The sequence below is a fragment of the Legionella sp. PATHC039 genome, from assembly GCF_026191275.1.
GTDB classification, from domain to species: Bacteria; Pseudomonadota; Gammaproteobacteria; order Legionellales; family Legionellaceae; genus Legionella; species Legionella pneumophila.
This window is the reverse complement of the sequence record NZ_JAPHOP010000001.1, coordinates 1635355-1648903: the sequence shown is the minus strand read 5'-3', so window position 1 is coordinate 1648903 and position 13549 is coordinate 1635355. Positions and strand designations below refer to the sequence as shown.

Sequence of the window (13549 nt, the reverse complement as noted above, 5' to 3'; positions counted from 1 at the left end):
GCTCACCACACTCTCAATCTGGCCTCCAAAATTGTACTGTTGGCTGAACAATGATTGCCGTCTATGTTTCAATATTAGGCTAACGTTGTCATTAATTCCACTCAATTGCACTTAAAAATTGCAAAAATTTTGTTAAACACCCTATTTTAATTTTTATGCTTTCTTACTGAAGAGAGCACCACTAAAAATTGATGGGAAGGGTTTTCTGGAGGCATAGTGGCTATTTCCTGTTTTTAAGAATATTTGAGTAAAATATATTTTTCCCTTTTCGTCTCGAGCTATACCTACCCCAGTAAGGTCATAGTTACCAACGATATTTCTTTTGTGTCCTGGGCTACGTAACCAGTTTTTGACAACATCCTGGGCATTTTTATAGTTGTAAGCCACGTTTTCAGCTCCTGCATTTGAGTTTTTAATTTGTGTGTGTAATTTATCAATACGCTTATTAAAATATTTGTGGCCGAAAGGTATTGCGTGTTTTGCCATATCCATGGAATGAATTTTTGCTTCCTTTACTATGCGGTTATCCATTTTGAGAGGCGATAAGCCATGCTGTTGTCTGTAATTATTGATGTAAACTAATATTTCATTTTGAATGGCGGCGTCATTCATCGTGTTTTTGGGTTGTGGGGCAGCATAAACAGGGAAGAGAAAACAATGTACAAGTATACCTAATAAGGTTATTGATTTAATTTTTATCAGATTCATAGGAAATCCTCATAATTTATTATTAAGAATAAAGGAATTATTTTGTTCTGAATGGTTACTAAAAAACATGCTTTTGTCCAGTAGTTGCTAGAACTAAAAATTTACTAAAAGTATTTTATTGGATTTATTTGGTCTTAATTTTCATATTATGGTGTGTGTTTTTTCATTTGGTTTAATATAATATATTTTCAATCCAGGATTTGAAATATATCTCCAAACAATCAAATGCGATGTTTCTTAGGGCACTTTTAGGCTTATATTTTTTTACTTAGTTTTTCAATAGCCTCATCAATTTTTTCAACTTCGCCCGAATAATGGTAATAAATACGCTTTTGGGAACAATCGATGATCCCTAGTTGTTCTCTAGGCTGCTTATCAAATTGTTTAAAGATCCAGAAAATAGCTTGGGAATCATCGTTTTTTATTTCTTTTAACAGATCAATCATCCTGTTTTCTTCAATTTCAGAATGGGTACAAATCAGCCCTTTTGAAGAAAGAGTAATTTTATAGGCAAAATGTTTTTCTTTCATGATAGTACTCCATTTAATTATCATCAGGACTTATGAGAAATCCCAATCTCTTTGTTAAAAATATTTTTAATTTAATCATTTGGTTTATCTAAACCCCATTATTAAAAACATCTTTTGCCGTGATCTTGGGTTTTTCGCAAGCCCCTCAAACTAAAAGGCTTAATAGATTAAATTATAGTCTCTAATACATTAATAAGGATAAAAAATTTTGAATGGGTTTATGCAAAAGTGTTCTATAATTATAAGGAGTGGATATCAATTAGTGGACATTGGATAAGATGACTTCCTCCAAGCATTACAAGGAAAGTATGACCTTGCTATTTGAGGGATCTCTAAGAGCGATTCCGTTCAATATTATATTGGCTACATTGCTTGCCCTTGACCTTGTTTATAATGATGTGCCTGCATTAATAATAGGGGCATGGTTTTTCGGTATTGTCTTCATAAGCTTGGTAAGAAGTTATTTCTGCTGGAAAATAATTAAGCGAGGAGTAGAAAAAAATAGAATACAAGCCACTTTGATCGAGTTTTTCCTTCTTACATTTGTTACGGGCAGTATATGGGGCTCGTGCTACTTCATTACACTGCCTTATTTAAATGATCTGCATGAATTTATTATTATTTTGGTGTTTGGTGGGATGTGCGCAGGTGCTATCGCTTCTCTGTCTATTTATTTGCCAGCTTATTATGCCTATGTTTTTCCGATGCTTTTGCCAGTCATTGTTTATAATTATGCCTTGCTAGATGTCGATAGAACGATTTTAGCAACCATGTTTCTAATATTTATTGCCATGCTTATTATTTCTGCAAAGATTAATCATAGATTGCTCAATGAAAATTTTCGATTATTCAATGAAAAAGAACTATTAATCAATGAATTGAAAGTAATGTCAATCACTGATTCTTTGTCGGGGTTATATAACAGGAGATATTTTGACAACATATTTCCACAAGAGCTTAATCGAGCAAGACGCAATCAATATTTTTTAAGCCTGGTATCAATAGACATAGATAATTTTAAATTAATCAATGATAATTGGGGGCATCCTTTTGGCGATAAAGTCCTCATTAGCATCGCTGATTTATTAAAAAAAATATTTCGACGTTCAAACGATATACTGTTTCGGCTTGGCGGAGACGAATTTGCAATAATCATCGCTAATCAGCCGATTAAAGACACAATATCTATTTGCCAAGTAATTAAAAATCCTTTTAAAACAGGAATATTGAATCAAAATTGTGATTCAAATGAACAATTACTCATGAGTCATGTCACTTTAAGCATTGGGATTGTCTATATTCATTTTGAAAGTTCTGCCAGTTTAGAACACGCAATTACTGTAGGGGATAAGGTATTATATCAAGCTAAAAAAAATGGAAAAAACCAAATTGTAGTAAAAAAACTACTTTAATTGGGCGGTATCCTGGAAGCAGCGTGGTGTGTTAATGGATTATAAATTGACAGTAAATCCTAATAAAATTCCATGTAAAACAGGGATATTTGAAACACTGCCGGTTTTTGAGCTCACGTTTAATTTGACGTTAGGGTCATTACCAAAAACCCCCTGATACAGCAAACTCAAACTGGCTAAAGCAGTTATAGGATAACCAAAACCAGCTTGAATTTCTCCGGCTAGTTGTGAAATTTCATTGATAGGGTAGAGATCAAATTGCCAGGACCTGTAAGCGACACCACCCTTTAATTGTGCAAAAAAAGAACTTCCAAATAAAGGGTCGCTTTTGGCGGTAACTAATAAATCCAGCATAGGACTAAGGTTGGTTTCTACCGGTAGCCATCCAAGGACTGATAAGGTTTCTCTTGGGATATTCAAGCGCATTTTATTGCCATTTTGGACCCCAAGCTCTAATCCCAGAGCAATATCTCCACTCAACATTAATTCATTAGCCAGAGCCAATCGGCCTAGAGCGGTTTTGCCATCTTTTGAGTACATGTGTTGGTATCCGCCACTTCCAAAACTGGCAATAATTGTCCATGGTTGGTCTTGAGATGTGGGCTCAGGGTAGTAACCATCAGCAAATACGTTGATTGATAATAAAATTCCTATTGCAATTAGTTGTAATTTCATTTTCATCTTTCATATCCCTGATTGAATTGGTTGGTTCTGAAAGCAGTTTTACCAAAAGAATCTTATATGAGCCAGCTGTAGTCTTTACAAAATGGATATAATTTACTGCTTTATGCAATTCAATGAAAGCGGCAATTATAGCCTTATACCCTGTGAAGGATAACCAGGAATTGTAATTTGGCGGAGAGAGAGGGATTCGAACCCTCGATACGTTGCCGTATACACACTTTCCAGGCGTGCGCCTTCGACCGCTCGGCCATCTCTCCAATCGGGCAAGCTTATACTTGTCGGCAAATAAAAGCAAGACTGCGGTAACTATTACAGAGGTTTTCCATCACAAAGATAATACATTCTATTTTTGTATGGGAATAAATTGTATCGCTTTATTTGAGTGTTAATCTCATGTACTCGTTACTTCAGTGTTCAATTAGTGTTGATTGTGTGCAAAATTAAGTGTATCATTCCTCAATTTTTTAGGAGTAAGATTAATGACACTGCAACATTCCATACAAAAAGGGGTATCTGATTTTAGTTTTATTATTGGCACAGGTCTAAAGTATGGTGGTGCTGGCGGTCTTTTAGTGATGGCTGTTGTAGGAACGGTTGCTATTGATCTTGTCTTGCTTGCTGCTGCAGAAAAACATCATAACAGTTTTTTGACAGGATTTGTGTTAGGTTCAATGTTTTCCAGAGGTAATTTGGATCCGGTTCCACTTTTGATCGCGTCCCCCATCACATCAGCTGTTGCCGTTGTGTTATCTGTTGCCTTGGGTGTTCCCGGGGTCGGTCTTGCGATACTGGCTGGGTGGACTTTGGCTGGCACTTTATTGGCTGTAGGTATGGGCTTGGAAGCGTTTGCCAAGTCCATTGATCCTGAACCTTCGTCTGAGTCAGATTACAATTCTTGTTTGTGCTTTAACTAATAGAGCCAAGAGGGGAGATCAGATTATTTCCCCTCTTAAAACAGTTTATCGGAAAATTATTTTTATAAATATTGTGTATACTATATAGTAATAATGGTTCATTAAATCTTAGGATTGAATCATGTACTTACGTTTACTCGCCCTATCTGGATTGTGCTTTGTGACCAGCCCAATTTGGTCTTTCACGTGTATATATACCTTAGTTAAAGACAATTGTTGGACTGATTATGATGTTACTGTCGATGTCATTGAAGATTCTACGTCAAAAACTTTGTTGACAATTACCGCTCCCAAAGGAAAATCATGGGCTAGAGGTACTTTCAATTGTGAGGCTGCTGAAGGGTTGAGATATGTCGCTCAATTTTCGCCTGTCTTTTGGCAAAATGATGTCGGAAAAACCTACCCGGCATTAAGGAATTGGTATTTACCAGCAAAAGTGAATCCCGGAGATTTGGCCTGGACTATCCCCGTTTGTTTTCCGGCAGATTTTGCTCAAGTTCCCTTTCCACCTAATGTAGCAGGAAACTGTAAATGCAACTTCAAGAACATTCCTGATCCCAAGCTTTAATTTTATGAGAAGCATTTTTTTATTTGTACACATTGCCATACTGTTTATAGGCAATGATTAGCGGGGCATAGCCAGAGAGAATATCTTTGTGTATGATTTTATGCTTATTTTGTGATGGAGCGAGCGATTGATTACAATAAGAAACAAAATCGGACAAATGCTGATTATGGGATTTCATGGTTCCGAGCTGCATGATAATAGTCCGGTTGCTCAATGGTTATCTAATGATGGTCTCGGCGGAGTCTTGTTATTCGACAAAGATCTATCCACAGGGATTTATGGCAAGAATTTAAGGAATCAGACTCAGATAAAGCAATTAATTCGACAGCTTAATCGTTATGCATCAATGATTTCAGGAGGTAATGACAATCTGCCTCTATTTACTGCAATTGATTACGAAGGTGGAGTGGTTGACAGACTAAGCAAAATAGAAGGCTGTCCGCCTACTATGAAGGCTAGGGAACTTGCAAAGTTATCCAGTGATGATTTTGATGAAGAAGTAACTCAAATGGCTATGACGTTGCAGTCATTAGGTTTTAATTTAAATTTTGCCCCGGTTGTTGATTTAAATTTAAATGCTCATGCAGGGATTATTGGAAACTTGGGAAGAAGCTTTTCTTCTAACCCAGAGGTTACTATTCGTTTGGCCAGGCAGTTCGTTGATGTGTTCAGTCGTTATGGTATTGCTTGTGCGTATAAACATTTCCCCGGCCATGGCAGCGCCACTGGAGATACACATGAGGGATTTGTAGATGTTACAGAAACCTTTCAAACCGATGAGCTAATTCCTTATCGAAGTTTATTAAAAGACCTGTCTAACCCTTTGATGGTAATGACGGCGCATGTGATTAATAAGCATTTGGATAGTAAGGGATTGCCAGCAACTCTGTCCTACGACGTTTTAACGTTATTGTTACGTCAAAGCATAGGATATGACGGGGTCATTATCAGCGATGATTTGCAAATGCATGCCATTTCAAATCACTATTCATTAGAAGAGGCTCTTTGCCTTACCATCAATGCCGGGGCTGATATGGTCATATTTGCCAATCAGCTTGGAACTATTACCGCACCGGAAGTTATAGATGTGGTTGAAAAACTGGTAATTGACAAGCAAATTCCCTCTCAACGTATTGATGAGGCGTACAGAAGAATAGTACGTCTGAAGCAACAAATTATATGCAGTGAATTAATCAATACGTAATGCCCATGCCAAGCAGGGCAAAATCATACTTTGCCCTGAATTTGCCCAATCAAGAGTTCACTTCTAAATTTATCAGACCACATAGCCTTTTTTAATTTTCCCTTCATGCTATTTTTCTGAGGATGAAGTCGAGCCAGATTGAGTGCAAACCTACGAAGCAAGGCTAGATTTTCTGCTGCATTGTCTCTGCGTATTCTTGAGTCATCTTCTTTGTAGGTCACATCCAACACCCAGTGAGCTTTGTTTTCGACTGCCCAATGCTCTCTGATAGCATCTGCAATTTGTTTAGGCTCTAAGGGCAAGGAACTGATATAGTATTGTACTTCAGTGCCGGTTTTTTCTTTTATTTCACGTGTTCGCGTTACTTCAATTACGGTTTGTAATCCTTGCCAGTCGGCGTAACCTTCAATCCATGGACTAATTACGATTTGCCGGCATGTTCTTGTTTCTATGCGTCCATGGCCTGCGTCCACTTCTTCGAAGTAATTTTGTGACCAGATTTCTCGATGGTCTCTTTCCATGATATGAAAATAATCCTTAATTTCATTCAATAGTTTTTTATGGTTGTTTTTAACACAAAGCACATAGTCTCCGCCTTTATCATGTATTTTTTTAGCTATCTTCTTTTCTGTATTCATAGCATCGGCAGTAACAATTGCTCCCTTAAGCTCCAAGAGGTCTAGCATTTCTAACACACTGGCTTTTTCGTTTGCTTTTCCATTAGAGCGCATTTGAGCTAATATCAACCCATTTCGTTTACTCCATGCAGTAATGCTATGTAAGGCTGTGGTGCGGTCACCTGTATATGAGCGGCGTAGAGTTTTTCCATCTATTGCTATTTGTTCTCGACCATCTTTCGAACGAAGTTCATTCACCCAATTTACAAAACACAACGTGAACTGCTCTGAATCAAGAGCACTAATTACACGAGCTATGGTATCATCGGCTGGTATCCCATGCTTAAAATCCCGATATTGTCTTAGCCAATCAAGCTTTTCTTCTCCAAAATCCTTTATGTCTTTCCATCCCTCAGCTCCAGACATCACCGCAGTACCTGCTAAAAATAAGATATCTAGCAGATTATGGCGCTGATTTATTTCGCTACGAGGATCTTTAAGTATGGAAAAATTTTCTACAAAACTCATTTCTTGTCATCCAAAAAATGAGTATTTGATCACAAATCACTGAAAAATCATACTAAATGATAATTACTGGTCAAAAAGGTATGATCTTGCCCTGCCATGCCAAGTGGTAACTGGCGGATTTATGAAACATTAAGTTACCACTATAACTCCGCCCATTTGAGAGGCGCCATCTTCTTTTTCAGCATGAACAGACACAATTGTTTGTGATGGGGTTTGAAGTATTTAATTAGTATCTAAATGGTGTGTTCTGTGAAGAATATAACAGGACTAACGAAAAACCCCAATCTCTTTGTTAAAAAAGTTTTTAATTCCGTCATTTAGTTTATCTAAACTCCTTCATTAAAAACATTTTTTGCCTTGACCTTGGGCTTTTTCGTAAGCCCTGTACAATTGACTGAGTTTATTTATACTATTGACTAGAAGAAAAATCGTGTTACAATATGTATTCTAAATGAACAGTTTTAGCTATGGGTAATGACTTTTATGTCAATTCAATCATTATATTATTATAATTCCTCATTATTTCACTCCATATATCAAGCCATCTGTTGTTGCTGCTAATCATACTTTGCTTAAATAATTAATTAAAGTTTTAAGGATTCAGCTATGTGTGCAGCACACCACCAAAAGAATAAATATATTTTTAGTACCCCACTAATTTATGCAGCGATGATCGGACTTGGGATAATAAGTGGATTATCCGATTTGCCTTTTTTAAAAGAAACAGGGCTTTTAATTTCTGATTTGTTTATTAAATTGTTCAAATGCATTAGTTTACCAATTATTTCCTTGTCGATTATTGTAACTCTGGCAAACTATCAAACGGATAGTTTGATGAAAAGTGTATGGCAAAGAACAATTAAATATACTTTTGCTACAACTTTAGTTGCAGCATTAATCAGCTGTTTTTTATATATTTTGATTCATCCAAGCACTGTTCAAGTCAATTTGGATGCAGCGAACCCAAAATCCACCAGCGGTTTGGGATATCTTGGGTATTTGAGTAACATGATACCGACTAATTTATTATCTCCATTCCTGGAGCAACAGGTTATGGGGGTATTGTTGCTTAGTATTGTTATCGGTTTTGCTGTTCGTCAAATACCGGAGACAGAGCCACGGGAAACTATTATTCGATTTTTCCGCGGTGCTCATGGGATGTTTTTAGTGATGACCAAATGGATAATTAAATTAATACCTTTGGGGTTATTCGGATTCATTACTTCTACTGTAATTCAGTTGCGATCGGGTATGGATATTAAAGGGATAGGTCAATACTTGATGATTATTGTTTTAGCTAATTTGATACAAGGATTAGTCATTCTGCCTTTATGGCTGAAATCAAATGGTATTAAACCATTCTCTTCAATGCGCGCAATGTTACCTGCGTTATCTGTTGCTTTTTTTTCCAAGTCATCTGTCGGTACTTTGCCTGTTACAATGAATACTGTAGAGGCTAATTTAAAGGTTAACCCTCAAGTCAGTCGTTTTGTTTTACCATTATGCACAAGCATTAATATGAATGGATGTGCTGCATTTATTTTTGCCACAGTCATTTATCTTATGCAAAGTCACGGCATTCAGGTTTCTTATGCTACTATGGGGATATGGGTTTTAGTATCAACTATAGCGGCAATAGGGAATGCCGGGGTTCCTATGGGCTGCTTTTTCTTAAGCGTTAGTTTACTCTCCAGTATGAATGTGCCTATCACGCTTATGGGAGTTATTCTTCCCTTCTATGGTCTGATTGATATGTTGGAAACTGCCTTAAACGTATGGTCTGATGCTTGTGTTACCAAGGTTGTTAATGATAAAGCAGAAGATGGTTATGGAGTGGTGGGCATTAGACCAAAAGAGCGTTCATTATTAAATGCCGAGTTAGGTTAAAGCCAGCAAATATTCAAGCGCAAATGAATATAGCTTACATATAAGTCTCCAGAAAGTTTTTTTGAGACTTATATCTATGAAATGAGTTTGTAATTTATAAGAGATCAGTTCACTACCTGGACCGGCCTTATTTGGTTCATCTTGAACGAAAATAATCCTTAAAAATGCTCACATAGCAATCTATACTGTGCTTTTTCAAGGATTATTTTTATCCAAGCTGAACTCAAATCCGACCACTAGAGGATATTTAAAGATGAGGGCACTAACCTATTACTGTAATTTGGACTGTTGATGCGAACCCTCATTACAGAATTGGTTTGATTAATCAATTAATAATTTCTCACAGATTGAAAAATACATGGTTTCAAGTGTATTCAAATCCTGTAGAGAAGTGCATTCATTAACCTGATGAATGGTTGCATTTACCAGTCCCAGCTCTATGACCTCAACCCCATAAGGTGCTATAAAACGCCCATCTGAAGTTCCACCACTTGTTGAAAGTTCGGGGAGAGTCCCAATATGTTCAAGCACTGTTTGTTTGCAGCTTTCTAGCAATATGCCTTTATTCGTTAAGAATGGTTCGCCATTTAATCGCCATTCTATAGCGGGGTTAAGATTATGGTGTGTAAAGGCATTAATTACTCTCGTTTTTAACGACTCGTCTGTTTGCTCTGTCGAATATCTAAAGTTCAAATGCAGATTTAATTCGCCTGGGATAATATTACCCGCATGCCCTCCACAATGAATATAAGTTATTTGCATGGAGGTAGGAGGAAAATAAGTATTGCCATTATCCCATTGCATTGAAGTGAGTTCGGCTAATACGGGGCTAATTCTATGAATTGGATTGTCAGCCAAATGCGGATAGGCAACATGACCTTGCTTTCCACTCAGATGTATTTTGGCACTTAATGATCCACGTCTTCCAATTTTGATGACATCACCAGCTTTCAAGCTGCTTGAAGGTTCACCTACTATGCAATAATCAATAACAATCCCTTGCTGCTCCAGTTTTTGCATCACATAAGGTGTGCCCAAATTAAATTCATCCCCTTCCTCGCCACTGGTGATCAGAAATCCTAGTCTGCCTGGAAAGGAAGGATAAGTTTTAATAAATCTTCTGGCCATATGCAACATACAGGCCAGGCTGCCTTTCATATCAGCAACCCCACGACCATAGAGCACGCCATTTTTTTCTTCGAGCGAGAAAGGGTCTGTATCCCATTTTGATACTTCACCAACAGGAACTACATCGGTATGGCCTGCGAGCACTAATAAAGGCCCAATTTTGCCATAGCAGGCAAAGAAATTGGATATGGGTCCATTATTCAGTTGTTGACAAGTAAATCCCAATTGCTCCAGAAATTGAATCATGTATTTTTGGCAGCCAGCATCTTCTGGTGTAATAGAAGGAAAACCAATGAGGTCAGTCAGAATTTGCGTAATATCAGTCATCTTGATTGGCTCTTAGTAAATCATTAATGCTTACCTTCACGCGAGTTTTTTCATCCACTTGTTTCACAATGACAGCACAATATAAACTGTGGCTTCCATCATGACTTGGCAAATTACCTGCAACAACTACTGAGCCAGCCGGAATTCTGCCGTAGCTTACTTCACCAGTGATTCGATTGTAGATTTTAGTGCTTTGGCCTAAAAATACTCCCATTGATATAACGGAGTTTTTTTCTACGATAACCCCCTCCACTATTTCAGAGCGAGCACCAATAAAGCAATTGTCCTCAATGATGGTTGGGTTCGCTTGTAGTGGTTCTAAAACACCTCCTATACCTGCGCCGCCAGATATGTGTACATTTTTTCCTATTTGGGCGCAAGAACCAACAGTTGCCCAGGTATCAACCATTACACCCTCATCAATATAAGCACCTATATTGACATAAGAAGGCATTAAAACAGTATTTTTGGCAATATATGCTCCACGTCGCACCATGGCATGAGGAACAACTCTTACCGCTGATTGTTGAAATTGCTCATTACTACAATCCGTATATTTTAGCGGTATTTTATCGTAAAACTTGCAAAAACCCGCGTCTATGATTTGATTTTGGAAAAGTTTAAAGGATAAAAGAACTGCCTTTTTAAGCCATTGATGAACTATCCATTCACCATTTATTTTTTCAGCGACTCTGAATTGGCCATTATCCAGACCACTGAGAACTTCATTAATGGCATTGATCAAATCTGAGGAGGCTGTGTTGAGCGATAAATTTTGGCGGTTTTCAAAGGCTTGTTCAATCAGAGCTTGAAGTGAGTTCATGTTTTATTCCTGTAAAGAGGCTATTAAATTATCTTTTATTGCCCATTGTTCATTTAACCATTCTTTGAATGCATTTTGTGCCTGAAAATCGTTAATGAGATTTGCCGATGTAAATTGTGCAGGGATAGGGAGTTGACGAATAATGATTTTAACTTTCTTGACTCGTTTACAAAGAAAATCCCAGAGAGAATGGTTTTTTTCTGCATAAACGATAGTGACGTCAATCAGGCTTTTTATCTGTTGTCCCATCGAGTTAATGATAAAACTAATACCGCCTGCTTTGGGTTTTAATAAATAATTATAAGGGGATTGTTGCTGTTCTTTTTTTACTTTAGTAAAACGGGTTCCTTCTACAAAATTCATAATAGAAGCCGGGGTTCTTTTAAAAGTTTCTATGGCTTTACGAGTTGAAATTATATCTTTTCCTTGTTTATGAGGGTTTTTAGCCAAATACTCCTTACTATACCGCTTCATAAAGGGGCAACCCATAGCCCACCAGGAAAAGCCAAGTAGAGGAATCCACTTTAACTGATCTTTGATAAAAAATTTTAAAACGGGTATTTTTCTGTTAAATAAGCGTTGAAGAATGACAATATCCAGCCAACTTTGATGATTGGCAACGACTAAATACCAATCTTTAGGAGTTAAATTATTTAATCCGGAAATTTCCCAATGTATTTTTTGTGCTTTAGCCACATAAAGGTTATTTATTCCACACCAAAAAGTAGCAATCTTATCAACACAACGAGTGCAAAGGGATTGCCAATTTTTATTAGGAAATAATTTTAATAATCCAACAAATAATATGGGGATAAAGCAAAGAGTAGTGGACACTATCAATGCGAAAATAGCGGCAATCGCATGGAGTTGTCCGCCATTTTGTTTATTTTTTTGCATGAAATACTTCTCCTATAAACATCTGCCCTGCTTCTTTTTAACAGTCAGAAACAGGATTTACATATTTTAACCTAAAGCATGCTCCAGATCGGCACGCAGATCATCAATGTGTTCAATACCAACTGATAATCTTATGAAACTATCTTCTATGCCCAGGGCTTTGCGTTGTTCGACTGGAATAGAGGCATGGGTCATAATTGCAGGATGCTCAATTAAACTTTCTACACCCCCCAGGCTTTCAGCCAAAGTAAATAATTCGCAGCGAGCTAAAAATCGTTTGGCATCTTCAAGACTACCTTTAAGTACCAAAGATATCATACCACCGAAATCGTTCATTTGTTCCTTAGCAAGAGAATATTGCGGATGACTTTTTAATCCGGGATAAATGACTTTTTCAATCTTGGGGTGGCTGCTAAGCCAGTTAGCCAGATGGTTAGCGTTTTCACAGTGCCTTTGCATACGAAGAGATAATGTTTTTAAGCTTCTCAGAACCAGGAAACTGTCGAAAGGGCCAGCTACAGCGCCGCACGAATTTTGCAAAAAAGCAATTTTATCAGACAACACTGGATTGTCACCAACCACAACGACTCCACTGACTACATCAGAATGTCCGTTCAGATATTTGGTTGCTGAATGAAGTACAATGTCAAATCCGAGTTCAAGAGGGCGTTGAATCCAGGGAGTTGCAAAGGTGTTGTCGGCAACTGTAATCAAATTATATTTTTTTGCAATAGCAGCTATTTTTCGTAAATTAGCTAGCTTTAGCATGGGATTGGAGGGGGTTTCCAACCATAGTAATTTTGTTTTCGGAGTTATTGCAGCTTCAATATTCTCGGCTACTGACATATCAATAAAAGAAAAGGATAAATTAGAGGTTCGGGTTTTTACTTTATCAAAAAGCCGGAAAGTCCCTCCATAAAGATCATCCATGGCAACGACGTGATCTCCGGAATCTAATAAATCAATAACCGTATTGATGGCAGCCATACCCGAAGCAAACGCAAATCCTTTTTGGCCTGATTCAAGGCTTGCTATGCAATCTTCAAAAGCTTTTCTGGTGGGGTTTTGGGTGCGTGAGTATTCATAGCCAAGATGTTCGCCAGGGGCAATTTGCTTATAGGTGGAGGTAGCATAAATAGGGGTCATCACGGCCCCTGTACTTTGACATGGTTCTTGCCCAGCATGAATTGCACGTGTATCGAAATGAGTCTTATTCATTTTTTATTCCCATAAAAATATTTGAATTCAAAGAAATACCAATAAACGATCAGAATATTGATTAAAAATTATACTTCCGTTGCTTTTTTTGCTAAAGTTCATAA

13 protein-coding genes and 1 tRNA gene are annotated in these 13549 nt (G+C 37.3%); 5 read left to right on the top strand and 9 right to left on the bottom strand.

The genetic code is table 11. The features are described 5' to 3' along the window. Positions 1-153: 153 nt before the first annotated feature. Together OQI99_RS07430 and OQI99_RS07425 are read right to left on the bottom strand one after the other, a co-directional pair. On the bottom strand, positions 154-708 hold the full coding sequence (locus OQI99_RS07430; RefSeq protein WP_061512925.1) for a CAP domain-containing protein: 555 nt from the start codon (positions 706-708) through the stop codon (positions 154-156). Positions 709-962: 254 nt separating this feature from the next. Beyond that, positions 963-1238, bottom strand: coding sequence for a hypothetical protein (locus OQI99_RS07425; protein ID WP_265731619.1), 276 nt, complete (start codon positions 1236-1238; stop codon positions 963-965). A 278-nt stretch (positions 1239-1516) separates the two neighbouring features. Between OQI99_RS07425 and OQI99_RS07420 the strand changes: the two genes are divergently transcribed. Beyond that, a complete protein-coding gene (locus OQI99_RS07420) occupies positions 1517-2650 on the top strand; it encodes a GGDEF domain-containing protein (protein WP_265731618.1) in 1134 nt (377 codons plus the stop codon). 39 nt (positions 2651-2689) lie between these two features. Here OQI99_RS07420 and OQI99_RS07415 read toward each other — a convergent pair whose 3' ends face one another. Both OQI99_RS07415 and OQI99_RS07410 read right to left on the bottom strand, forming a co-directional pair. Continuing rightward, on the bottom strand, positions 2690-3331 hold the full coding sequence (locus OQI99_RS07415) for a hypothetical protein (RefSeq protein WP_265731617.1): 642 nt from the start codon (positions 3329-3331) through the stop codon (positions 2690-2692). A 172-nt stretch (positions 3332-3503) separates the two neighbouring features. Beyond that, positions 3504-3591, bottom strand: a tRNA-Ser gene (locus OQI99_RS07410). Between the two features lie 222 nt (positions 3592-3813). Between OQI99_RS07410 and OQI99_RS07405 the strand changes: the two genes are divergently transcribed. The 3 genes from OQI99_RS07405 to OQI99_RS07395 all read left to right on the top strand — a co-directional run bounded on the left by OQI99_RS07405 (position 3814) and on the right by OQI99_RS07395 (position 6020). After that, positions 3814-4248: a hypothetical protein gene (locus tag OQI99_RS07405; protein ID WP_014841248.1), complete on the top strand. Its 435-nt coding sequence runs from the start codon at positions 3814-3816 to the stop codon at positions 4246-4248. Positions 4249-4369: 121 nt separating this feature from the next. Next, positions 4370-4816 carry a hypothetical protein gene (locus OQI99_RS07400; RefSeq protein WP_265731616.1) on the top strand — a complete coding sequence of 149 codons (447 nt, stop codon included), beginning with the start codon at positions 4370-4372 and terminating at the stop codon, positions 4814-4816. A gap of 127 nt (positions 4817-4943) precedes the next feature. After that, complete coding sequence (locus OQI99_RS07395; protein WP_265731615.1) at positions 4944-6020, top strand: glycoside hydrolase family 3 N-terminal domain-containing protein; 1077 nt, start codon at positions 4944-4946, stop codon at positions 6018-6020. Between the two features lie 23 nt (positions 6021-6043). On the opposite strand, the gene OQI99_RS07390 is transcribed toward OQI99_RS07395, so the two are convergent. Next, positions 6044-7165: an ISAs1 family transposase gene (locus tag OQI99_RS07390; RefSeq protein WP_061514717.1), complete on the bottom strand. Its 1122-nt coding sequence runs from the start codon at positions 7163-7165 to the stop codon at positions 6044-6046. 606 nt (positions 7166-7771) lie between these two features. Between OQI99_RS07390 and OQI99_RS07385 the strand changes: the two genes are divergently transcribed. Beyond that, positions 7772-9052 (top strand): dicarboxylate/amino acid:cation symporter, encoded by a 1281-nt coding sequence (locus OQI99_RS07385; protein WP_265731614.1) that lies wholly within the window; start codon positions 7772-7774, stop codon positions 9050-9052. Between the two features lie 321 nt (positions 9053-9373). On the opposite strand, the gene dapE is transcribed toward OQI99_RS07385, so the two are convergent. The 4 genes from dapE to OQI99_RS07365 all read right to left on the bottom strand — a co-directional run bounded on the left by dapE (position 9374) and on the right by OQI99_RS07365 (position 13445). After that, a complete protein-coding gene (dapE, locus tag OQI99_RS07380; protein ID WP_265731613.1) occupies positions 9374-10507 on the bottom strand; it encodes a succinyl-diaminopimelate desuccinylase in 1134 nt (377 codons plus the stop codon). Continuing rightward, on the bottom strand, positions 10500-11330 hold the full coding sequence (gene dapD / locus OQI99_RS07375; RefSeq protein WP_265731612.1) for a 2,3,4,5-tetrahydropyridine-2,6-dicarboxylate N-succinyltransferase: 831 nt from the start codon (positions 11328-11330) through the stop codon (positions 10500-10502). The genes dapE and dapD overlap by 8 nt, the downstream gene beginning before the upstream one ends. 3 nt (positions 11331-11333) lie before the next feature. Beyond that, entirely contained in the window at positions 11334-12227 is an 894-nt protein-coding gene (locus OQI99_RS07370; RefSeq protein WP_027219637.1) for an acyltransferase, read from the bottom strand. 66 nt (positions 12228-12293) lie between these two features. After that, positions 12294-13445, bottom strand: coding sequence for a trans-sulfuration enzyme family protein (locus OQI99_RS07365; protein WP_265731611.1), 1152 nt, complete (start codon positions 13443-13445; stop codon positions 12294-12296). Positions 13446-13549: the final 104 nt, after the last annotated feature.

Coding starts and splice junctions, on each gene's coding strand:
- OQI99_RS07430 (WP_061512925.1), bottom strand. CDS start 708: ATGAATCTGATAAAAATTAAATCAATAACCTTATTAGGTATACTTGTA.
- OQI99_RS07425 (WP_265731619.1), bottom strand. CDS start 1,238: ATGAAAGAAAAACATTTTGCCTATAAAATTACTCTTTCTTCAAAAGGG.
- OQI99_RS07420 (WP_265731618.1), top strand. CDS start 1,517: ATGACTTCCTCCAAGCATTACAAGGAAAGTATGACCTTGCTATTTGAG.
- OQI99_RS07415 (WP_265731617.1), bottom strand. CDS start 3,331: ATGAAAATGAAATTACAACTAATTGCAATAGGAATTTTATTATCAATC.
- OQI99_RS07405 (WP_014841248.1), top strand. CDS start 3,814: ATGACACTGCAACATTCCATACAAAAAGGGGTATCTGATTTTAGTTTT.
- OQI99_RS07400 (WP_265731616.1), top strand. CDS start 4,370: ATGTACTTACGTTTACTCGCCCTATCTGGATTGTGCTTTGTGACCAGC.
- OQI99_RS07390 (WP_061514717.1), bottom strand. CDS start 7,165: ATGAGTTTTGTAGAAAATTTTTCCATACTTAAAGATCCTCGTAGCGAA.
- OQI99_RS07385 (WP_265731614.1), top strand. CDS start 7,772: ATGTGTGCAGCACACCACCAAAAGAATAAATATATTTTTAGTACCCCA.
- dapE (WP_265731613.1), bottom strand. CDS start 10,507: ATGACTGATATTACGCAAATTCTGACTGACCTCATTGGTTTTCCTTCT.
- dapD (WP_265731612.1), bottom strand. CDS start 11,330: ATGAACTCACTTCAAGCTCTGATTGAACAAGCCTTTGAAAACCGCCAA.
- OQI99_RS07370 (WP_027219637.1), bottom strand. CDS start 12,227: ATGCAAAAAAATAAACAAAATGGCGGACAACTCCATGCGATTGCCGCT.
- OQI99_RS07365 (WP_265731611.1), bottom strand. CDS start 13,445: ATGAATAAGACTCATTTCGATACACGTGCAATTCATGCTGGGCAAGAA.